Here is a 20,002-nt window from a genome sequence, read left to right as displayed (position 1 = left end):
GCCCACGTGATCCCCATGCGTGACCCTCGCCGTTCAGTACAGGATCCCCACCAGGCCGTCGCCGCCCGCCTCGCAACGAAGACGTCCCGGGCAGCATCCCGACCATCCCGCGAACTCGTCCGCAGTCAGGGTGAGCCGGCTCCATCCGGGACTGTCCGGACCGTTCCTGCCGAGGCGCAGCCCGAGCCGCGGCACAGCCACCTCCACGACCGCACCCACCGCCGACCCCGCCGGCCCGCCCGCCGCCGGGTCCGGCAGCGGCACGGCTTCCGGGAGCACGGAGAGGACCTCCTCGGCCGAGTGCCCGAACAGATCGACGCCGTCCCACACCACGCACGCGGCGCCCTCCCCCGACGCCGGGCGCGGTGCCGTCACACACTGGACCTCGACACGGGCAAGCCTGTCCGCCGCGCCCGGGCCGCCTGCGGCCAGGGTCACCTGGAGCCCGTCGAACAGGGCCACAACGTTCCAGTCGGGCTGGAAGACAAGGCCGTCGAGCCAGGCGGCATGGGCGTGGCGTGGTTCGGAGTAGTCCGCGAGGGTCGGCGCCCCGCACTGGAGTCCTCCGTGCGTCTCGGGCGCGGCGGCCGACAACCGGGCACGGGCCTCATCGGGGCCCGCCCCGAACCGCAGCAGCCCGGCCCCACCCGGCAGCGCCACCCCCGTTCCCGGCAGCAGTCCGAGCATGACCCGATCGTCCGGCGCCCGGTGCGCACCGCGTCGGGACGGCCGGGACGTCACTCGACGAAGAGTCCCCGCGCCGCCGCCCGCGCGTCGAACTCCTCCAGCCGTGCCTGCGCGTCGGGCAGGCCGTCGCACATGGCCTCCAGCAGCACCCGGCCCAGCAGCATGGGCGCGCACGCGGTGTCGAAGGCGAGCCCGGTGCCGACGGCCGCCGGGATCAGCAGATCGCTGAACTTCGCGACGGGAGCGAAGGCGGAGTCCGCGACCGAGACGACGGCCAGTCCCTGTTCCCGCGCGTGACCGAGCGCGTCGACGACCTCCTTCGGGTGCCGGGGCAGCGCGAAGCAGATCAGGGCCGTGGCGCCCGCCCGGCGGGCCGCGTCGATCCGGTCGTGCAGCATGCTGCCGCCCTCGTCGAGCACCCGGACGTCGGGGTGGACCTTGGCCGCGAAGTACCCGAACCCGCGAGCCTGCGAGGAGGCGGCCCGCAGCCCCAGCACCGGCAGCGGCCGGGAGGCCGCCAGCATCCTGCCCGCGCGTTCGACGGGCGCGGGGTCGGCGAGCAGATCGGCCAGGTGCCGGAGGTTCTCGATCTCGCCCAGGACGGCCTGCTGGTACTCGTTGTACGTGTCGTCACCGCCGCCCGGACCGGGTCCGGCGGGGGCGACCTCCCGCAGGTGCTTGCGGAGCGCCGGATAGCCGTCGAAGCCGAGCGCCACCGCGAACCGGGTGACGGACGGCTGACTGACCCCGGCGAGCTCGGCCAGCTCCACGCTCGACAGGAACGGGACGTCCCCGGCCCTGCGCACCATCCAGTGCGCGATCCGCCGCTGGGTGGGTGTGAGCCGACGCCCTTCGAAGAGCTGCTGCAACCGCGCGGCCGGGTTGCTCCCGCTCATGCTGTCCCCTCGGTAGATCCGTCGCACCACAGTCCGGCGCCGACAAAACCATTCAGCCAGCAAGGCGCCTGCATGTCCATATGCAGCAGGGCCCGGACGGGACGCCGACGGTGACCTGTGGGCCCGGCAGGCCCGGCGGTGCGGACGGACGCCGCCGGGTCGCTGCCGTCCGCCGTCGGGTGGACCTCGCCCGGCGGCTGTTGGACGGGATGGAGCCGCGCCTCGTGGACGTCGCGTCCGGCTTCCACGACCAGCCCCTTTTCGGCCGGTGCTGCAAGCGGATTCCGGGCGCCGATCCGGGCCGGTACGCGCAGTGGAACGGCCGCAAGGCTCGCAGCGGAAGGACGAGGAGGGAAAGAGGGGGGATAGCCCCACTGCCCGCAAACCTGCCGGTTCGTACCGTGAGAGTCATGGAAACCCGAGACCCGGAGCTCAAGACCGAACTCGACGCCACCCTGCACGCCCGTAGCGAGCTGGGTTCGGATTACGAGTCCGCGCTCGTCGAGTCGTTCCTGGAGAAGGTGGAGCAGCGGCTCGACACCACCCTGGACCGGCGCGTGCGACGTCATCTCGCCGAGCAGCAGGTGAGCGTCGCCAGGGGGGCACGTCAGCCGCAGCCCCTGGGCGGTTTCGGGGAGCGCTACGGCTTCGCGATCATCTCGCTGATCCTGGCCATTCCACTGTCGGCGATCGCCGCCGCGGCCTCGCACACCGAGGGCCTGATCATCGCCTGGCTCGGCATCATCGGCGTCAACGCCGTGCACGCGGCCCGCGACTGGCCCTGGTTCCGGCGTCGTTCCGGCCACTCGAAGTCCGACTGGGACGACTGAGCCCGCCTGGGGACCGAACCGGCCCGGACGGGGCGGCGGGAGAAGGCGCGGCGGGGGAAATACAGACGCGGCACGGGTACAGGGGCGACGGAAGAAAGAAACGCGGGGCACGGGATACGAAGCACGGAAGTGTCGCGGGGCCCGCCGCACCCACACCTGCCCGCTGCACAGTACTGACGCTGGATCAGCACCGCTGGCGCCGCCGGACGCGGACCCGGGTGCGCTGTGACGGCGCACCCGGGACCGATCGTCCCCGGACGTGGGGCCTTGGTGGTGAGGACGGTCAGCGTTGGCCGGCGTGGTTCACCGGGCCCTCATCCTCCGGAGAAAGGTGACAGCCAAGGCGCCGGAGCAGACGAAAAGCACCGCGTGAACCCAGGGCGCCGCACCGCCGCTGTCCGAGTCCGCCAGTGTGAGGGCGAACAGCACCGCGAAGGCGGCCGTGCTGGAGAGGGAACCGAGGAACTGGTGGCGAACCCGCCGGACTTCGCGTACCGGGCCGTCGGTCAGGTTCATGGCATAGATCTCCACCTGGCCGAGTTCCTGCTGTGCGGCGCGGCCTGTGGCTGCCAGGTGCTCCCGTGCTTCGGTCACGTGCTGCTGCGCCGTACGCCTGGGGAGGCCGTGCCGCCCGTACAGCAACTCGCCCAGCCGGCACAACCATTGCTCATTGTCGAGCCGTCGGCCCTCGCCAGGGGAGAACCACCGGCTCACCACCCGCTCGGGTATGGCCAGCCCCAGGGCCCCGAGCAGCAGCGCGAACCCGGCTGCCGCGAACGGCGGGAACACGAGGGAGTGCGCGTCCCGGGCCGCAGGGAGGAACGCCAAACAGATGCCGGCAGCGGCGATGACGGCGGCACCGCTGCCATAGAGCCAGGCGGTCCGAGTCCGTCCGGCCGCGCGCAGGGCGGGGAGGACCGCGAAGCCGGCTGCCATGAGTACGGAGGCGGAGAGGGACAGGAGGAGAACCGAGGCGCCGGAGCGCTCCTCATCACCGAAAGTTCCCACCGCCGCCATGATCAGGACGGCGATGCCTCCTGCCACCATGCCCTGCCGGAAATGCGTGGCTGCTGTCCTGCCTTCGAAGTCACGCGTGCTGCGGGGCCCGGCGTCGACCCGTTCGGCGGCCACCGCAGTGGCGTACTCCTCGGCGGGGCCGAAGAGTTCCTCCGCCGACTGCCCCGTTTCGGTCACCGCATGGGCGACCTCCTCCCGCACACGGTTCACGAGCTCGCGCGGCACTCCGTGGACGAGGACGAGGTCCAGTTCCAGCTTGTCGGCCCAGGCAGCGTGGCCACTGTCGCCCTGCCGGGTCCCGGCCGTGGTCTTCGTCATCGGTTCTCCTGTTCATGGGGTGCGGCAGGGGCCCCTGCCGGGAGCATCGCCGTCGCGTCGATCGCCGTGCGGAACTCCTGCCACGCCCGGCGCTCCCGCGCCAGCCGCTCCCGCCCCGCGTCGGTCAGCCGGTAGTACTTCCGGCCAGGCCCGCCCGCTCCGGGGGCCCATCGGACCTCCACCGCGCCGTCGTCGGCGAGCCGCGTCAGTGCCGGATACAGCACGGCACCCTTGACGGTGCCGAGTCCCGATTCTTCGAGCTGCTGGAACAGCGCGTATCCGTAACTCTCTCCGCGCTCCAGTGTGGCCAGAAGGCACAGCGGCAGGACGGCGCGGAGCCATGCGGGCTGGATGTCGCCCATGCATCGACCCTCCCTAAGATCACGACTAGTCTGAAATTCAGAATAGTCGAGTGTCAAGAGTACCCGGGGAGGAGAGGCATGAAGTGCAGCGCCGACGAGGGCCTGTCCGGGCAGCAGCGGTGATTCGGCTTCAGGGGTGGGCTCATCAGACTTCCATCGCCTGGTGCCCTCCGGGTGGTGCCGCCGTAAATGCCGGATTTGCTGCGGCACCACCGATACGGTCTCTCCGGCACCCCGTGGATGGCCTCGCGTGTTCGACCGAGCCTGATCACGAGCGGGCGGGGTGAGGTCTACGCGTGTACGGGGCCAGAGCTGGAAGGAACGGACGGGTGGCAATCGAACGGGCTGACGGCACCTCAACGCCGATGCCCCCCGGCCCGCTCCCGCTCCCGCCACGCCTCCGTACGGTTCCTGGAGCGTTATGCCCGGCCTGGCGTCGACGCCGTCGCCCAGCACGTCGCCGAGCCCGACCCTGCGGCCCGCCGCCGAAGGTGAATCCGGGCGCTCGGGGCTTCACGATCATCCCGTGGACCCTTCTGGGCTCACCTCGGCGATCCCCCGTGTCAAGCCGGTGCTGCGCGCACGTGTCGCGCTCGTACCGTTTTCGCGAAGCCCGCGGCAGAAGACCCGCACGGCCGCGTCCGCGACTCCGCACCGGCGACCGGCGGGCCCGGGGTCGCTACGACTGGCCGCCGCCCGCCGCGTCCTTCGCCAGGAACGCCAGCAGGTCCTGCCTGCTGACGACGCCCTTGGGCTTGCCCTCGACCAGCACGATCGCCGCGTCCGCCGCGTTCGTGCCGCCGAGCACCGCCATCAGGTCCTCGACCGGTTCGCCGGAGCCGACCTGCGGCAGCGGCGGCGACATGTGCTTCTCCAGCGGGTCGGAGAGCGAGGCACGCTGAGCGAACAGCGCGTTCAGCAGTTCCCGTTCCACCACCGAACCGACGACCTCGGCGGCCATCACGTCCGGGTGGCCGGCACCCGGCTTCACGATCGGCATCTGCGAGACGCCGTACTCGCGCAGCACCTCGATCGCCTCGCCGACGGTCTCCTCGGGGTGCATGTGGACGAGTGCCGGAACCGGGCCGTCCTTGTGATCGAGCACGTCCCCGACCCGGGCCGACGGACCCGCGTCCTCCAGGAAGCCGTAGTCGGCCATCCACTCGTCGTTGAAGATCTTGCTGAGGTACCCGCGTCCGCTGTCCGGCAGCAGGACGACGACCACGTCGTCCGGGCCCAGCCGCCGCGCGACCTCCAGGGCGGCGACGACCGCCATGCCGCAGGAGCCGCCGACCAGCAGGCCCTCCTCCCTGGCGAGGCGGCGGGTCATCTGGAAGGAGTCCTTGTCGGACACGGCGACGATCTCGTCCGTGACCGTCCTGTCGTACGCGGTCGGCCAGAAGTCCTCGCCGACGCCCTCGACGAGGTACGGGCGCCCGGAGCCGCCCGAGTAGACCGAGCCCTCCGGGTCCGCGCCGACGACCTTGACCGCGCCGCCGCTGACCTCCTTCAGGTAGCGGCCGGTGCCGCTGATCGTGCCACCGGTGCCGACACCCGCGACGAAGTGGGTGATCTTGCCGTCCGTCTGCTCCCACAGCTCCGGGCCGGTGGTCTCGTAGTGCGAGCGCGGGTTGTTCGGGTTGGAGTACTGGTCGGGCTTCCAGGCGCCCGGCGTCTCGCGGACCAGCCGGTCGGAGACGTTGTAGTACGAGTCAGGGTGTTCGGGGTCGACGGCCGTGGGGCAGACGACGACCTCGGCGCCGTAGGCACGCAGCACATTGATCTTGTCCGTGGACACCTTGTCCGGGCAGACGAAGATGCACTTGTACCCCTTCTGCTGGGCGACGATCGCCAGGCCGACACCCGTGTTGCCACTGGTCGGCTCGACGATCGTGCCGCCGGGCTGCAGCTCGCCGCTCTCCTCGGCGGCCTCGATCATGCGCAGGGCGATGCGGTCCTTGACCGAACCGCCGGGGTTGAAGTACTCGACCTTGGCCAGAACCGTCGCCTGGATGCCGGCCGTGACGCTGCGCAGCCTCACCAGCGGGGTATTACCTACAAGACTGATCATCGAATCGTGGAATTGCACCGTGTACTCCGGGGTCTCCGTATGGGTGCGGCCAGCGTATGCGCACAGACGGGAGAAAGGACGGGGGAACGGACGGAGTGATTGAGCGACGGCCGCCGCAGGGCAATAGCTGTACGTACGGCGGTACGGCGACGAGAGGTGGACCGGACTGTGTCAAGGGCACGAGTCGCACGGCGGATCGCGGCGGGCGCGGCCTACGGCGGCGGCAGTATCGGGCTGCTCGGCGCGGCGGCGGTGGGCGTCCTGCTGGCGGAGGTCCAGCTGGCGAAACGGCAGGTGGGCGGCGGTATCGCACCGGTTCCGCCGAGCGCGGACGGGCAGTACGGAGTGACGTTCGCCGGTCCCGCCGAACCGCTGCGGCTGGGGTTGCTGGGCGACTCGACGGCCGCGGGGCAGGGCGTGCGCAGGGCCGGCCAGACGCCGGGAGCGCTGCTCGCCTCGGGACTCGCGGCGGTGTCCGAGCGGCCGGTGGACCTGCGCAACGTGGCGCAACCGGGCGCCCGATCGGACGATCTGGAGCGACAGGTCTCCTTGCTGCTCACCGATCCGTGCACCGTGCCGGACGTCTGCGTGATCATGATCGGCGCGAACGACGTAACGCACCGCATTCCCGCCACGCAGTCGGTGCGCTGTCTGACCACAGCGGTGCGCAGGCTGCGTACGGCGGGTGCGGAGGTGGTGGTCGGCACATGCCCGGATCTCGGCACGATCGAGCCGGTCTACCAGCCGCTGCGCTGGCTGGCCCGCCGGACGAGCAGGCAACTGGCGGCGGCCCAGACGATCGGCGCGGTGGAGCAGGGCGGGCGCACGGTGTCGCTGGGCGATCTGCTGGGGCCCGAGTTCGAGGCGAACCCGCGGGAACTGTTCGGCCCGGACAACTACCACCCGTCGGCGGAGGGGTACGCCACGGCGGCGATGGCGGTGCTCCCGACGCTCTGCGCGGCGCTGGGCCTGTGGCCGGAATCCGACCGGCTGGACGGGGACCGGCGCGAGGACATGCTGCCGGTGGCGAAGGCGGCCTCCCAGGCGGCCAAGGAGGCCGGTACCGAGGTCACCGGGGCCCGGGCGCCATGGGCTCTCCTCAAACACCGCAGGCGGCGCCGCCTGCCCGCCGCGACGGAGCCCCACCCGCACCCGGGTACGAACGGGGAGGCGCCGACGAAGGCGGCCCCCGCGGAGCCGGAGGCAGAGGCGGAGGCCCAGACGTACGAGGAGCCGCGCAAGGAACGGAGAGCGTCGTCGCGGGATCTCCGGGCCAATTGACAGACGGTCCCCCGCGCCCCGGCCCGGCCCGGGGCGAACCGGCAACCGACCGGGCGCGACGGCCCGGCAGCCGCAACCGGTGGCCCGGCCCGGCCGGCCGTCCGGATGGCCCGCCCGGCAACGGCCGGACGGGCGGCTCGGCGGCCTTCCGGACGGCGGCGGAATCGGCCGGACCCCGACTGAGCGAGCGCTTAGAAAAGAGGTCGGCGTCACATGCGCTGTCCGATGACCCAGCATCTACGTACAGGTAACTTCCAAGTCAGCACCCGCCCGAACCCGCCTTCCAGCCCTCATGGAGCCGCGTGATGCCCGAAGCCGTGATCGTCTCTGCCGTCCGTTCCCCCATCGGCCGGGCCTTCAAGGGTTCGCTGAAGGACCTGCGCGCGGACGACCTGACCGCCGCAGTCGTCCGGACCGCGCTGGACCGGGTTCCGGAGCTGGACCCGAAGGACATCGACGACCTGATGCTCGGCTGCGGCCTTCCCGGCGGCGAGCAGGGCAACAACCTGGGCCGCGTCGTCGCCGTGCAGATGGGGATGGACCACCTTCCCGGCTGCACGATCACCCGCTACTGCTCGTCCTCGCTCCAGACCAGCCGGATGGCGCTGCACGCCATCAAGGCGGGCGAGGGCGATGTCTTCGTCTCGGCCGGTGTCGAGATGGTGTCCCGCTTCACGAAGGGCAACTCCGACAGCCTGCCGGACACGCACAACCCGCTGTTCGCCGACGCCGAGGCCCGTACCGCCGCCCGCGCCGAGCAGGGCGGCGAGGGCTGGCACGACCCGCGCGAGGACGGCCTGGTGCCGGACGCGTACATTGCGATGGGGCAGACCGCGGAGAACCTGGCCCGGCTCAAGGGCGTCACCCGTCAGGACATGGACGAGTTCGGCGTCCGCTCGCAGAACCTGGCCGAGGAAGCCATCAAGAAGGGGTTCTGGGAGCGCGAGATCACCCCGGTCACCACCCCCGACGGCACGGTCGTCTCGAAGGACGACGGTCCGCGGCCGGGCGTCACCATGGAGGGTGTGCAGGGCCTGAAGCCGGTGTTCCGCCCCGACGGGCTGGTCACGGCGGGGAACTGCTGCCCGCTCAACGACGGCGCCGCCGCGCTCGTGATCATGTCCGACACCAAGGCGCGCGAGCTCGGCCTGACGCCGCTGGCCCGGATCGTCTCGACCGGCGTCTCCGCCCTCTCCCCCGAGATCATGGGGTACGGACCGGTGGAAGCCAGCAAGCAGGCGCTGAAGCGGGCCGGGCTGACGGTCGACGACATCGACCTGGCCGAGATCAACGAGGCGTTCGCCGCCCAGGTGATCCCGTCCTACCGCGACCTCGGCCTGCCGCTGGAGAAGGTCAACGTCAATGGCGGCGCCATCGCCGTCGGTCACCCCTTCGGCATGACCGGCGCCCGGATCACCACCACGCTGATCAACAGCCTCCAGTTCCACGACAAGCAGTTCGGCCTGGAGACCATGTGCGTGGGCGGCGGCCAGGGCATGGCCATGGTCATCGAGCGGATGAGCTGAGCTGGAGCGGAGGGTAGGGGTCGCCCGAGGAACGAGGGCGGCACCTGCCCGCAGCGCAAGCGAAGCGAAGCGCGACCACGAACACGAGCGGATGAGCTGAGCTGGAGCGGAGGGTAGGGGTCGCCCGAGGAACGAGGGCGGCACCTGCCCGCAGCGCAAGCGAAGCGCAGCGCGACCACAAACACGAGGCACGGATTCGGCGCGGATGCGCCCGCTTCGGTCGCATCCCGGAGGCCGCTTCGGTCAGGCCCCCGGAGAATGGCCGGTTTCCGAGCCCTGAACGTGACCGAATCTCCCCCAGGATGTGACCTATGTCTTGGGGGATGACCATTCCCGCAGGTCGTGCCAGCGCCGACGTCAAGCGCCGGGCCGAAAGACCTGTCCAATTCGTGACGTAATGCACTGACACCGGGCGCGGGCAGAGGACAAGCTGAGATAGGAAGTCGGGGAATCCATCGGAACCGGGAGTATGTCAGTGAGCGCCATGCCTCTTGCCCTGTTGCTGACCACCGCCGCCGCCACGGCTGTGGGCGCCGCTGCTCTGTACGCCGCGCACGGGCTGCGCAAGCAGATCACCGCCCTGCGTTCGGAGCTGGCCACGACCCGCGCCGACAGTGCCGCCGTTCCCCCGCAGATACGCGCGGCGGTCGCCGAGGCGCTCGCCGAGGAACGGGAACGTGAGCTGGCCGAGGCCCGCGCGTTCTGGGCCTCCCAGGAAGCGCGGGACGCCGCCGACGCCCCGTCACTGCTGGGTGGTCTGTCCGGGGTCGGCGAGGAGACGTCGCTGTACATGCCGCGCCAGGCGGACTTCACGGGTCTGGAGGCTCTGGAGGCGGTGGAGTTCGACTCCGCCGAGGCGTTGGAGGAGCTGACGGAACTGACCGAGGTGGCCGAACTGACCGAGGTGGCCGAGCTGACCGAGGTGGCCGAACTGGCGGAGGTGGCCGAACGGGCGGACACCGCGGAGTTCGCCGAGGACTCCCCCGAGTTGGCCGCGGCCCGCCGCCGGCACCCCTCGCACCCCGACTTCGTACCGGTGCGGACCACCCCGGTGGCCGCCGACCACGAGCGCACCGTGAACCGCCTCGAACAGCTCGCCGACAGCCGTACCGAACTCGCCGACGTGCGTCCCGGCCCGCTCGGCACCCTCGACGTGTACGTCTTCGCAGACGGCACCACGCTCTGTATGACGCCCGGTCACCGGGAGACGGCCGAACGCCTGGCGGCGTCGCTGCTCGCCGGTGAGCGCCCGGTGCTGCTGGGCGGCTCCGGTGTCTCCGGCGCGTACGCGCTGACCTTCTCGTGCGGCAAGGAGAACGTCTACATACTGGCCGACCGCGTCATCGCTTCGTTCTAGCCGTTCTGTTCCTCGGCCACTCCCGACCCTTCCGGCTCCTGAGCCCGACCAGGCGCGGAGGCTCCCGTCGGCCGCCCCAGCCCCCGGTCCACCCGCTCACCGGCGCGCGCCCACGATGGGCGCCCGGCCCTTCGGCCCCCGGCCTTCCGGCCGCGCCCCTGGTCCCCTGGGCCCGCCGCTACGCGAACGCCCGCGCGGCCGCCTCCTCAACGAATCGCACGGCCTCGTCCAGCTCGGTCGACGGGGCCGTTTCCAGTGCCGCCGCCAGGTCGTGCCCGGCCACGGCGAGCTGGTCGCCGACGGCGAAGATCCCGGCGTCCGGCATGAGACGCGGTTCCCGGTCCTGTGCCTCGACGCGCTGGGCCCACAACGCGAGTTCCCTGGCCACGGCGAGCCCTTCGGCAGCCGCGCCACGCTGCAGACGGCTCTGCGGGGCGGCACGCAGCCGGTCGGCGAATCGGTCCACGGCGTTGATCAGCAAAGTCGTATCGAGCACCCCGCGACCCTACGCGCCCTTCCGGGCCGACTGCCAACGGGCACAAGAGCGCGAGCCGACTGCCAACGGGCACAGGAGCGGGAACGGAGACGGACCCGGAAATACGACGGGGACCCGGAAACAAGGGAAACGGGGAAGGGAAAAGGAAACGGGGACGGCCCGCAGGCGCGGTGCCTGCGGGCCGTCCCCGTTACTCGGACCCGTCACGGGTCCGTACGTACGTCAGTCGTCGCCGCTGAGGATCGAGAGCAGACGCAGCAGCTCCAGGTAGATCCACACCAGGGTCATGGTGAGGCCGAAGGCCGCCAGCCAGGACTCCTCGCGGGGCGCGCCGTAGGCGATGCCGTCCTCGACCTGCTTGAAGTCCAGGGCCAGGAAGCACGCACCGAGGACGACCCCGATGATGCCGAACAGGATGCCGAGGCCACCGGTGCGGAAGCCCAGACCGTCACCGCCTCCGAAGACGGCGAACAGCAGGTTGACGACCATCAGCAGCATGAAGCCCACGGCCGCGGCCATCACGAAGCCGTAGAAGCGGCGGGTGACACGGATCCAGCGCATCTTGTACGCCAGGAGCACACCGGCGAAGACGCACATGGTGCCCAGCACCGCCTGCATCACGACACCGGGGCTGATGTACGTGCTGACCGCGCTGGAGATCACTCCGAGGAAGACGCCCTCGAAGCCCGCGTACGCGACGATCAGCGCCGGAACCGGCTTGCTCTTGAAGGACTGGACGAGCGACAGGACGAACGCCACCAGGGCGGCGCCGACCGCGATGCCGTACGACTTGCCGAGGTTGGCCGGATCGACCGGCAGCAGCGCCCAGGCGAGCACGGCGCCGAGCACCACGGTGCCCAGCGTGATCGCCGTGCGCGTGACGACGTCGTCGATCGTCATCGCGCCCGAGCGCGCCGGCGCCTGCGGAGCGCCGTACTGGGTTTCCGGCTGGGCGTAGGGGTTGGTGGCGTACGGGTTGGCGGCGGTGCCCTGAGCGTACGGGTTGGCACCCGTGACGGGGGCCCCGGCCTGCGGCGCCGCGTTGAAGCCCGCGTATCCGTTGTCGCGGCTGAAGCCCCGTCGCGAGAAGACCGGGTTGCTGCTCCTCATCTCACTCCTCCATGGCCACCCTGCGTGGCCTTCCCACAAGAGTAATGGGTGGGCAAAGGAGTCAGACTAGTGCCTGAGGAGGATCTTTACCGAACCGAAGGACGACACGCAGGCCCTTTGCGTCGTCCGCCCCCGGGTTTGCGCCCGTCGGCCGTCCCGGGCTCCCTCCCGTCCCTCCCGGACCGCCGTAACCCGTTCAGTCCTGCGGCCTGCCCGGCTCGGTGGCGCGCAGGTCGGCCAGCAGTTCGGCCTGGCCGGCCAGGACCCCGGACAGGATGGTGCGGGCGACCCGCAGGAGCTCGGCCACCTGGGGGTTGGCCAGGGAGTAGTAGACGCCCGAGCCCTCCCGGCGCGCGACGACGAGATTGGCCCGCCGCAGCACGGCCAGTTGCTGCGAGAGGTGGGCGGGCTCGACGCCGATCCCGGTCAGCATCTCGGACACCGCGTGCTCCCGTTCGCTGAGCAGTTCGAGCACCCGGATGCGTACGGGGTGCCCGAGCGTCTTGAAGAACTCGGCCTTCAGCTGGTACAACGGCGCGCTCATCGAACCGGCCTCGCGCCCTCGGCCCCGGCCGTCCGGCCGGCCCGCCGCGGCCATGTGTGTGCCCTGCATCGCGTCCACTCAGAACTCTTCGCCATGGGGTCATCCTCGCGCGTCCACCCGGACGTGTTGACCTCGTAAATTATCGAAACCCGAACCCGGAGGCCCAAGAGCGCAACCGGGGACCCGAACCGGGGGCCGGGAGCACGGAACCCGGGAGCACGGAGCCCGAAGGCCCGGGAACCCTGAAAAGCCCGGTGCCGAAACATTCTGACGGGCCGTCGCCGGGAGCGGCGTCACCGGGCTCCCACGCCCCGCAGGGGCACGGTGACCCAGACGCATTTGCCCCGGCCGTCCGGGTCCTCGCGGACGACCGCGGTGCCCGACAGGCCCTGGGTGAGTTCGGAGACCATGGCCAGCCCGCCGGCCTTTCCGGCGGCCTTTCCGTGCAGCGCGGGCCGGTAGGGGTGGCGGTCGTGGACACCGAAGGCGAACGTGTCCGGGCCCGCCGCGTAGTACACCGTCACCGTCGGGGAGAGCACGGCGGCGTGCCGGACGCTGTTGGTGACCAGTTCACTGAGGATCAGCAGCACCGGGTCGACACCGGGGTGCCGCGGCCCGACACCCCACTCGGCCAGCACCTGTTCGGTCGTCTCGCGGGCCGTCCGCACGGCGGCGCCCATGGTGGGCAGGGTCAGGACGTGGCGCAGGGGCAGGGCGTCGGGCTGGACCGTCATGGGGCTTCCTGGGGGACGGGACGGATTCCGGGCACGGCCCACGGGCGGTTCCGGGGGCCCGCGCGGTCCGGGCCGGTGAGGGCGTGGCGAGCGGCGGGCGCGGTCATCGGGGCGCCTCCTCGGACTCGACGGCGACGGCGGAGGCGGAGCCAACGGCACCGGCATCGGCACCGGCATCGGGATCGGCGGCGGGGACCGGGACGGTGGAAGCGGCGGCGGGCCGGACGGGTACGAGACCGGCGTGCTGGAGCCGAGCCCGGGCCGCCGCGATGGCCTCCGGGGTGGTCGCGTAGTCCCGGCCGTCGGGCCGGAGCAGGTCGAGGGCGCCGACGGCGTCGAGCGCGCGCCGCTGGCCCGGCCGTATGCCGGAGGCCAGCACGGTGATGCCGCGCCGGTTCAGCTTCTCCACGGCGTCCTTGAGGACCAGGGCGCCGGTGGCGTCCATGGTGGTGATCCGCGACATGCGCAGGATGACGACGCGGACGTCGACGACCTCGGAGAGTTCGAGGAGGAAGCGGTGTGCCCCGGCGAAGAACAGCGGTCCGTCGATCCGGTAGGCGACGATGTGCTCGGCCAGCAGCTCGTGTTCCTCGTCGCTGTGCTCGCCCGGCAGATCGGGGCGGAAGTCGACCTGGTCCATCCGCGCCTGGCGGGCCACCGCCCGCAGCGCCAGGGCCCCGGCCACCACCAGGCCGATGATCACCGCGTAGACGAGGTCCAGGACGAGCGTGGCAGCGGCCGTCAGGCAGAGGACCACGGCGTCGGAGCGGGTGGCACGGGCCATCGCGCGCAGCGAGCCGACCTCGACCATGCGGATCGCGGTGGCCAGCAGCACACCCGCCAGCGCGGCCAGCGGGATCTTCGAGACGAGCGGTGCCGCCGCGAACACGATGACGGCCAGGACGGCGGCGTGGGTGAGGGCGGCGAGCCGGGAGCACGCTCCCGTACGGACGTTGACCGCGGTACGGGCGATGGCGGCCGTCGCCGGGACGCCGCCGAACAGCGGGGCGGCCAGGTTCGCGATGCCCTGCCCGAAGAGCTCCCGGTCGGGGTCGTGCCGCTGGCCCACCGTCATGCCGTCCGCGACCGTGGCCGACAGCAGCGATTCCAGAGCCGCGAGAGCGGCGACGGCCACGGCGGGCGCGAGCAGTGAGCCCAGCGCCGACATGTCCAGGAAGTCCAGCGAGGGGGCGGGGAGCCCGGACGGCAGATCTCCGATCGGTACTGCCCCGTCCAGGCCGAGCAGCTGGGCGGCCAGCGTCGCGGCGATCACCGCGACGACGGAGAACGGGATGGCGGGCCGCAGTCGCGCGCCCAGCAGCATGACGGCCGCCACACCGGTCGCGAGGGCGACGGCGGTCCAGTTCGGCGCCTTCACGAACTCCTCGACCGCCCGCCAGGCCACCAGCAGGACCTTCTCGCCCTCGGGCTCGGCCACGCCGAGCGCGGCGGGCACCTGCTGGAGCCCGATGACACAGGCGATGCCCAGGGTGAACCCCTCGACCACCGGCGCGGGGACGTACCGCATGTACTGACCGGCCCTGAGCAGGGCCAGGGCTATCAGCAGCACTCCGGCCATCATCCCCACGGTCAGCACACCGCCGGGCCCGTACTGGGCGACGATCGGTACGAGGACGACGGTCATGGCCCCGGTCGGCCCGGACACCTGGAGGTTCGATCCGCCGAACAGCGCGGCCAGGGCCCCGGCCACCACCGCGGTGGCGAGCCCCGCCTCGGCGCCGAGCCCCGAGGAGACCCCGAAGCCGAGCGCGAGCGGCAGCGCCACGATGGCGACCGTGAGGCCGGCGAGCAGGTCACGGCGCGGGTTGCGGCCCATGGCCGCGAAGTCGGCGCGGGCGGGCAGCAGCGAGCGCACCCGCCCGAGGGATCGATGGAGAACCGTACTGCCGGTACTGACCGTGCTCACGACGCGGCGACCTCGGATTCCCTCAGTTCGGCGAGCAGTTCGTTGCGCCCGGCCAGCATCTGGGTCAGGATCCGCCGCGCGGCCCGCATCAGCTCCGCGACGTCCCCGCCCGCGAGTTCGTAGACCACGGTCGAGCCCTCCCGCCTGGACGTCACGATTCCGGAGCGGCGCAGCACCGCCAGCTGCTGCGACAGCGCCGAGGGCTCCACCTCGATCGCCGCGAGAAGGGCGCGCACCGGCATCGGTCCGCGCTGCAGCATTTCGAGCACCCGGATGCGTACCGGGTGCCCCAGCATCCGGAAGAACTCGGCTTTCGCCTGGTACAGCGGAACCGGCACGTCCGCGAACCTCCTGTCGAAGTCGAAATGGTCGGCCGTCGGCCTGTCGGGGTCGGTCTCTCGGCCCGTGCCCCGGGGCGTCCGTCGGTCCCTGACCCGAGGGCGTCGCCCCGCTCGCGGCGGCATCACGCCCGCGTAGCAACTTGCGAATACAACAAAGATAGAATGTAGTGAATTGCAGAAATTTGCAATTCACCACAACGGGACGACCGGACCACCAGCGCTGTTCGGCCGCCCCGCACGGACCACGCCCCGGACCGCACCCGTAGCAGGCGTCGGTCCGCCCGTACCGGCCCACGACGCCCTGCTACGCCCCGCCAGGCCCTCCCGTGCCGGGCCCTGCCGTGCCGGGCCCTCCCGTGCCGGGGCCTGCCGTGCCGGGCCCTGCCGTGTCGGCCCCTCCCGTGCCGGGTTCCCCGTCCGGTGCGAGCTGGGCGAGGAGCAGGGCCACGTCGTCGTCGCGCTCGGGGCGACGCAGGCCGGCCAGCACCCGGTCGCAGGTCTCCTCCAGGGAGGCGAAGGGTTCGGCGAGCACGTCCAGCAGGGCTCGCAGGCGGGTGTCGATGGGCTCGTCCCGGGTCTCCACCAGTCCGTCGGTGTAGAGGACGAGCCGGTCCTCCATGTGCAGCTCCAGGAGCGCGGTATGGAACGGGACACCGCCGACGCCCAGCGGCACGCCAGTGGGCAGGTCCAGGAGGCGGGGGGCGCGGCCGGGGCGGACCAGGACCGGCGGCGGATGGCCGGCCAGGGCGACGCGGTAGGTGCGCCGGCGGGGGTCGACCACGGCGTAGACGCAGGTGGCGGTCGTCTCGTACAGGTCGGCGGTGACCCGGTCCAGATGCCGCAGCACCTGGCCGGGAGAGAGTTCCAGTCCGGCGAGGGCACGGGTGGCGGTGCGCAACTGCCCCATCGCGGCGGCGGCGTTGATCCCGTGGCCCATCACGTCACCGACGACGAGGGCGGTCCGGCCGCACGGGAGGGGAATGGCGTCGAACCAGTCGCCGCCGATCCCGCGGGTCGCCTCCGCGGGCAGGTAACGGTAGGCGATACGCAGCCCGGCCGGCTGCGTGGGCCGGTGCGGGAGCAGATGCCGCTGGAGGGTGAGGGCGGTGCCGCGGACGTTCTGGTACCACCGGGCATTGTCGATGCACACGGCGGCGCGGGCGGCCAGCTCGCCCGCCATCGCCACGTCCTCGTCGTCGAACGGTCGCACGTCGCGGGTACGTATGAGGTGGAGCACGCCGAGGACCTGGCCGCGGGCGACCAACGGTACGGCCAGGCAGGAGTGCGCGCCGGCCGCCACCAGCCGGGCCACCGCGTCCTCGTCGCGCGCGAGGCGGGGCAGGTCCCCTTCGGCGATCCGGCTCACGAGGACGGGTCGGCCGGTGGTCACGCAGCGAGTGACCAGCCGGTCCTCGGCATGGACGGTCGCGGCGTCGGGCGGGCGGGCGGTGAGGAGCCCGGGGATCTCGTGGGACGCGGCCACGGCCAGGGCCCGGAACGCCTGCGGTCCCGTGCCGACCGGCGCACCGGTGTCGGCCGCCGCGAGGACCGGGTCGAGGACGTCCACCTCCGCGACGTCGGCGACCTCGCCCACGACCAGCTCCGCCAGCTCGCGGGCGGTGAACTCCAGGTCCAGGGTGGTGCCGAGCTCCGCGGAGGCGCGGGCGACGAGAGCGAGACGCCGCCGGGCCTCGGCGGCCTCGGCGGACGCGCGGTACCGATCCGTCACGTCCGCGAGCGTCAGCGCGACACCGATCAGCCGCCCGCCGGGGTCCTCCAGCCGGTAGCACGACAACGACCAGGCACGGTCCTGGTCGGCGTCGGCGGGGACACGGCCGACCACGGACCGTCCCTGTACGGGCACGCCGGTGGCCAGCACCTCCCGCATCGTCGACTCGAGCGCGTCGCCGTCCAGGAAGGGCAGGAGCGCGCGAGGACCGCGCCCCAGGTGTTCGGCGGCCGGAATCCCGGTGAGCTGTTCCAGCGTCGGGTTGACCAGCAGGAGGCGCAGGCCGGGGTCGAGCACGGCCACCCCGAAGGGCGACTGCGCCACCAGCCGGGCGGACAGCGCCAGGTCGCGCTCCAGGGCGCGCACCGTCGCCTCTTCGCAGACGATGCCCAGGGCGTACGCGTCGCCCCGCTCGTCCAGGAGCCGCATGTTGCGGAACTCCATGCGGCGGGTCGAGCCGTCCTTGTGCCGTACGGAGAAGACACCGGCCCAGGCACCCTCGCCCGCCATGACCGCCCTGAACAGCTCCAGGACCTGTCCTATGTGCTCCTCGGCGACGAGCAGCCGGGCCGCGTACTGCCCCAGCGCCTCCTCGGCGCTCCAGCCGAAGAGATCCCGGGCCTGCGGGCTCCACAGCACGATGCGCCCGTCGGCGCCGAGGACCACCGCGGCCACGCTCAGCACGTCCAGCAGGCCGCCCGGCTCGGACGGCCCGGCCCCCGCCGCTCCGTCCTCCGCACGCCGCACGTCGGACGCGATCATCGAACGGACCTCCTTCTCCCGCCGCTCGGGGCCGCCTCGGGGCGGACCGGGTACCGCATGCCGCTCCACCGCCACGCCACCACCGGTTTCTCCCGCTCCGCCCGCCTCGGCCGTCCTCCCATCCTCCTCCCGCGCCTCTGCCGCGGCAGCTCAGTCACCGGCGGCCGAGCGGTGATCAGACGGTGACCGCAGACAGCGACCGGAGATGGTGGAGGGCGAGAAACGGAGAGAAGACGAGCGGAGACGGCGAAGGAAGAGACGTTGATCGCAGGACAGGGGGCGGCGGACGGCGGACGGATACGGAGACCGGAAGCAGCGCCCCGAGGTGGTGACAGCGGCAGGGGGAGAGGCGTGGTGGCCGAGGCCGCGGGAGAGGCGTGGTGGCCGAGGCCGCGGGAGACGCGTCACCGGGCGATCCGCCTCTCGGCCGCCTTGCGCGAAGTGGTGCCCGGAACCGGACTTGAACCGGTACGCCCCCGAGGGGCAGCGAGGTTTAAGCTCGCCGTGTCTGCATTCCACCATCCGGGCCGTGCGCGCGGCTCCGCGTTGGCACATGACCCTATCGGGGGGCTTCCTCCGATCAGCGGATGAGTGGCGCGATGTTGTCTTATTTTATTGACCGTTTGAGGGTTCGTCAGCACTTCCGGGCACGCATCGTCACATGCCCGGGCCTGGTAGTGGGTACGGCGCACGACAATCCGGATTGACGTAAAGTCGCCGCCCCCTGACGGCGCATTCGCCAGGCGTGCGCCAGTGACCGCCACGCCCCCGCCACCGCACCGCCCCGCCGGGCCCTTCGTCCGGGTCGCGACGGGCGGCTGGGCGGGTGTCGGTGCGGTGCGCCGCACGGCGGCGCGAGGTTCCGCGACGGGCGGGCCCCGGTCCGGTGAGAGCGTCAGCCCCCGGCCCCCGGCGTCCCCCCGGAAGGGGATGCCGCCGGGCCCGTATCAGCGCCCGGCCCCCGAGTCCACGCCGCGGACACGGTGCTCCCGAGGCGGTGGATCGACGCCCGCACACCACCCGGCCGGGCAGAGGTCTCGGGGTCGATGTCATACCGGAGGAGGACATCGCGGTCCGCCGATGCGACTCAAGACGACCCCGGGAACGGGCACGGGGACTGACGAAACCCGGCGGTACGGCGGTGAGGATGAGGGGGTCCGAAAACGATCGGACACCTCGAACGCACCCAGACACACGACCCCGGACGAAGCCCTCGCCCGGAGCCCCGAATCAGGAGATCCCCGTGACCACCACTTCCACCGCACACCGCGTCACCACGGTGGCTGCCCGCGCCACGGATCTGTCGAAGGTCTACGGCGAGGGCGAGACCAGGGTGACGGCCCTGGACCGGGTCTCCGTGGACTTCCCGCGCGGCGAGTTCACCGCGATCATGGGCCCGTCCGGTTCCGGCAAGTCCACGCTGATGCACTGCGTGGCCGGTCTCGACAGCTTCAGCAGTGGTTCGGTGCGCATCGGCGACACGGAGCTGGGCTCGCTCAAGGACAAGCAGCTCACCCAGCTCCGCCGGGACAAGATCGGCTTCATCTTCCAGGCGTTCAACCTGCTGCCGACCCTGACGGCGCTGGAGAACATCACGCTCCCCATGGACATCGCGGGCCGCAAGCCCGACGAGGCGTGGCTGAACCGGGTCATCGACATGGTGGGGCTCTCCGAGCGGCTGTCCCACCGGCCGACCCAGCTCTCCGGCGGTCAGCAGCAGCGCGTGGCGGTGGCCCGCGCCCTGGCCTCCAAGCCGGAGATCATCTTCGGTGACGAGCCGACCGGGAACCTGGACTCCCGTTCCGGCGCCGAGGTCCTCGGCTTCCTGCGCAACTCGGTGCGCGAGATGCAGCAGACCGTGGTGATGGTGACCCACGACCCGGCGGCGGCCTCCTACGCGGACCGGGTGATCTTCCTCGCGGACGGCCGGATCGTTGACCAGATGATGCACCCCACCGCGGACGGGGTCCTCGACCGGATGAAGGCATTCGACGGCAAGGGCCGCACCAGCTGA

General features: G+C 71.9%; 17 protein-coding genes and 1 tRNA gene. 5 read left to right on the top strand and 13 right to left on the bottom strand.

Annotation, left to right across the window (positions count from 1 at the left end; translation table 11 throughout):
- Positions 1 to 33 precede the first annotated feature (33 nt).
- Together ACGF2V_RS17175 and ACGF2V_RS17170 are read right to left on the bottom strand one after the other, a co-directional pair.
- The gene (locus ACGF2V_RS17175) at positions 34 to 687 is read right to left on the bottom strand and encodes a hypothetical protein (RefSeq protein WP_362706651.1); all 654 of its coding nucleotides are present in this window, start codon (positions 685 to 687) and stop codon (positions 34 to 36) included.
- Between the two features lie 50 nt (positions 688 to 737).
- Entirely contained in the window at positions 738 to 1,583 is an 846-nt protein-coding gene (locus tag ACGF2V_RS17170; RefSeq protein WP_362706654.1) for a MurR/RpiR family transcriptional regulator, read from the bottom strand.
- A 410-nt stretch (positions 1,584 to 1,993) separates the two neighbouring features.
- Between ACGF2V_RS17170 and ACGF2V_RS17165 the strand changes: the two genes are divergently transcribed.
- Entirely contained in the window at positions 1,994 to 2,413 is a 420-nt protein-coding gene (locus ACGF2V_RS17165; RefSeq protein ID WP_362706658.1) for a hypothetical protein, read from the top strand.
- Between the two features lie 303 nt (positions 2,414 to 2,716).
- Here ACGF2V_RS17165 and ACGF2V_RS17160 read toward each other — a convergent pair whose 3' ends face one another.
- The 3 genes from ACGF2V_RS17160 to ACGF2V_RS17150 all read right to left on the bottom strand — a co-directional run bounded on the left by ACGF2V_RS17160 (position 2,717) and on the right by ACGF2V_RS17150 (position 6,199).
- Positions 2,717 to 3,748, bottom strand: coding sequence for a hypothetical protein (locus tag ACGF2V_RS17160; RefSeq protein ID WP_362706661.1), 1,032 nt, complete (start codon positions 3,746 to 3,748; stop codon positions 2,717 to 2,719).
- Positions 3,745 to 4,110 carry a PadR family transcriptional regulator gene (locus tag ACGF2V_RS17155; RefSeq protein WP_362618382.1) on the bottom strand — a complete coding sequence of 122 codons (366 nt, stop codon included), beginning with the start codon at positions 4,108 to 4,110 and terminating at the stop codon, positions 3,745 to 3,747. The genes ACGF2V_RS17160 and ACGF2V_RS17155 overlap by 4 nt, the downstream gene beginning before the upstream one ends.
- A 679-nt stretch (positions 4,111 to 4,789) precedes the next feature.
- A complete protein-coding gene (locus ACGF2V_RS17150; protein ID WP_362706664.1) occupies positions 4,790 to 6,199 on the bottom strand; it encodes a cystathionine beta-synthase in 1,410 nt (469 codons plus the stop codon).
- A 138-nt stretch (positions 6,200 to 6,337) separates the two neighbouring features.
- Between ACGF2V_RS17150 and ACGF2V_RS17145 the strand changes: the two genes are divergently transcribed.
- The 3 genes from ACGF2V_RS17145 (at position 6,338) to ACGF2V_RS17135 (ending at position 10,345) form a co-directional block, all read left to right on the top strand.
- Positions 6,338 to 7,462: an SGNH/GDSL hydrolase family protein gene (locus tag ACGF2V_RS17145; RefSeq protein WP_362706666.1), complete on the top strand. Its 1,125-nt coding sequence runs from the start codon at positions 6,338 to 6,340 to the stop codon at positions 7,460 to 7,462.
- A gap of 305 nt (positions 7,463 to 7,767) precedes the next feature.
- The gene (locus tag ACGF2V_RS17140; protein ID WP_362618375.1) at positions 7,768 to 8,988 is read left to right on the top strand and encodes an acetyl-CoA C-acetyltransferase; all 1,221 of its coding nucleotides are present in this window, start codon (positions 7,768 to 7,770) and stop codon (positions 8,986 to 8,988) included.
- A gap of 469 nt (positions 8,989 to 9,457) precedes the next feature.
- On the top strand, positions 9,458 to 10,345 hold the full coding sequence (locus ACGF2V_RS17135) for a hypothetical protein (RefSeq protein WP_362706669.1): 888 nt from the start codon (positions 9,458 to 9,460) through the stop codon (positions 10,343 to 10,345).
- 178 nt (positions 10,346 to 10,523) lie between these two features.
- Here the strand turns inward: ACGF2V_RS17135 and ACGF2V_RS17130 are convergent, their stop codons facing one another.
- The 8 genes from ACGF2V_RS17130 to ACGF2V_RS17095 form a co-directional block, all read right to left on the bottom strand.
- Entirely contained in the window at positions 10,524 to 10,841 is a 318-nt protein-coding gene (locus tag ACGF2V_RS17130) for a hypothetical protein (RefSeq protein WP_362618372.1), read from the bottom strand.
- A gap of 222 nt (positions 10,842 to 11,063) precedes the next feature.
- The gene (locus tag ACGF2V_RS17125; RefSeq protein WP_362618369.1) at positions 11,064 to 11,951 is read right to left on the bottom strand and encodes a Bax inhibitor-1/YccA family protein; all 888 of its coding nucleotides are present in this window, start codon (positions 11,949 to 11,951) and stop codon (positions 11,064 to 11,066) included.
- Between the two features lie 196 nt (positions 11,952 to 12,147).
- Positions 12,148 to 12,495 (bottom strand): metalloregulator ArsR/SmtB family transcription factor, encoded by a 348-nt coding sequence (locus ACGF2V_RS17120; RefSeq protein ID WP_362618535.1) that lies wholly within the window; start codon positions 12,493 to 12,495, stop codon positions 12,148 to 12,150.
- Positions 12,496 to 12,788: 293 nt separating this feature from the next.
- Positions 12,789 to 13,229 carry an ATP-binding protein gene (locus ACGF2V_RS17115; protein WP_362706672.1) on the bottom strand — a complete coding sequence of 147 codons (441 nt, stop codon included), beginning with the start codon at positions 13,227 to 13,229 and terminating at the stop codon, positions 12,789 to 12,791.
- A gap of 103 nt (positions 13,230 to 13,332) precedes the next feature.
- Positions 13,333 to 15,066, bottom strand: coding sequence for a SulP family inorganic anion transporter (locus ACGF2V_RS17110; RefSeq protein WP_362706826.1), 1,734 nt, complete (start codon positions 15,064 to 15,066; stop codon positions 13,333 to 13,335).
- An 86-nt stretch (positions 15,067 to 15,152) separates the two neighbouring features.
- A complete protein-coding gene (locus ACGF2V_RS17105; RefSeq protein WP_362618364.1) occupies positions 15,153 to 15,494 on the bottom strand; it encodes a metalloregulator ArsR/SmtB family transcription factor in 342 nt (113 codons plus the stop codon).
- 307 nt (positions 15,495 to 15,801) lie between these two features.
- Entirely contained in the window at positions 15,802 to 17,988 is a 2,187-nt protein-coding gene (locus tag ACGF2V_RS17100; RefSeq protein WP_362706675.1) for a SpoIIE family protein phosphatase, read from the bottom strand.
- A 442-nt stretch (positions 17,989 to 18,430) separates the two neighbouring features.
- Positions 18,431 to 18,516 (bottom strand) — tRNA-Leu (locus tag ACGF2V_RS17095).
- Between the two features lie 715 nt (positions 18,517 to 19,231).
- Here ACGF2V_RS17095 and ACGF2V_RS17090 point away from each other — a divergent pair.
- Positions 19,232 to 20,002, top strand: a complete 771-nt coding sequence (locus ACGF2V_RS17090) for an ABC transporter ATP-binding protein (protein WP_362618358.1) — start codon at positions 19,232 to 19,234, stop codon at positions 20,000 to 20,002.

This window comes from Streptomyces sp. NPDC047982 (genome assembly GCF_043204165.1).
Taxonomy (GTDB): Bacteria; Actinomycetota; Actinomycetes; order Streptomycetales; family Streptomycetaceae; genus Streptomyces.
This window is presented reverse-complemented; position numbering and strand designations above follow the sequence as displayed.

Excerpts from the sequence above, each read along its gene's own strand:
- ACGF2V_RS17135 (WP_362706669.1), top strand. The coding sequence starts at position 9,458 with ATGTCAGTGAGCGCCATGCCTCTTGCCCTGTTGCTGACCACCGCCGCC.
- ACGF2V_RS17140 (WP_362618375.1), top strand. The coding sequence starts at position 7,768 with ATGCCCGAAGCCGTGATCGTCTCTGCCGTCCGTTCCCCCATCGGCCGG.
- ACGF2V_RS17110 (WP_362706826.1), bottom strand. The coding sequence starts at position 15,066 with ATGGGCCGCAACCCGCGCCGTGACCTGCTCGCCGGCCTCACGGTCGCC.
- ACGF2V_RS17170 (WP_362706654.1), bottom strand. The coding sequence starts at position 1,583 with ATGAGCGGGAGCAACCCGGCCGCGCGGTTGCAGCAGCTCTTCGAAGGG.
- ACGF2V_RS17120 (WP_362618535.1), bottom strand. The coding sequence starts at position 12,495 with ATGAGCGCGCCGTTGTACCAGCTGAAGGCCGAGTTCTTCAAGACGCTC.
- ACGF2V_RS17165 (WP_362706658.1), top strand. The coding sequence starts at position 1,994 with ATGGAAACCCGAGACCCGGAGCTCAAGACCGAACTCGACGCCACCCTG.
- ACGF2V_RS17100 (WP_362706675.1), bottom strand. The coding sequence starts at position 17,988 with ATGATCGCGTCCGACGTGCGGCGTGCGGAGGACGGAGCGGCGGGGGCC.
- ACGF2V_RS17155 (WP_362618382.1), bottom strand. The coding sequence starts at position 4,110 with ATGGGCGACATCCAGCCCGCATGGCTCCGCGCCGTCCTGCCGCTGTGC.
- ACGF2V_RS17115 (WP_362706672.1), bottom strand. The coding sequence starts at position 13,229 with ATGACGGTCCAGCCCGACGCCCTGCCCCTGCGCCACGTCCTGACCCTG.
- ACGF2V_RS17160 (WP_362706661.1), bottom strand. The coding sequence starts at position 3,748 with ATGACGAAGACCACGGCCGGGACCCGGCAGGGCGACAGTGGCCACGCT.
- ACGF2V_RS17175 (WP_362706651.1), bottom strand. The coding sequence starts at position 687 with ATGCTCGGACTGCTGCCGGGAACGGGGGTGGCGCTGCCGGGTGGGGCC.
- ACGF2V_RS17125 (WP_362618369.1), bottom strand. The coding sequence starts at position 11,951 with ATGAGGAGCAGCAACCCGGTCTTCTCGCGACGGGGCTTCAGCCGCGAC.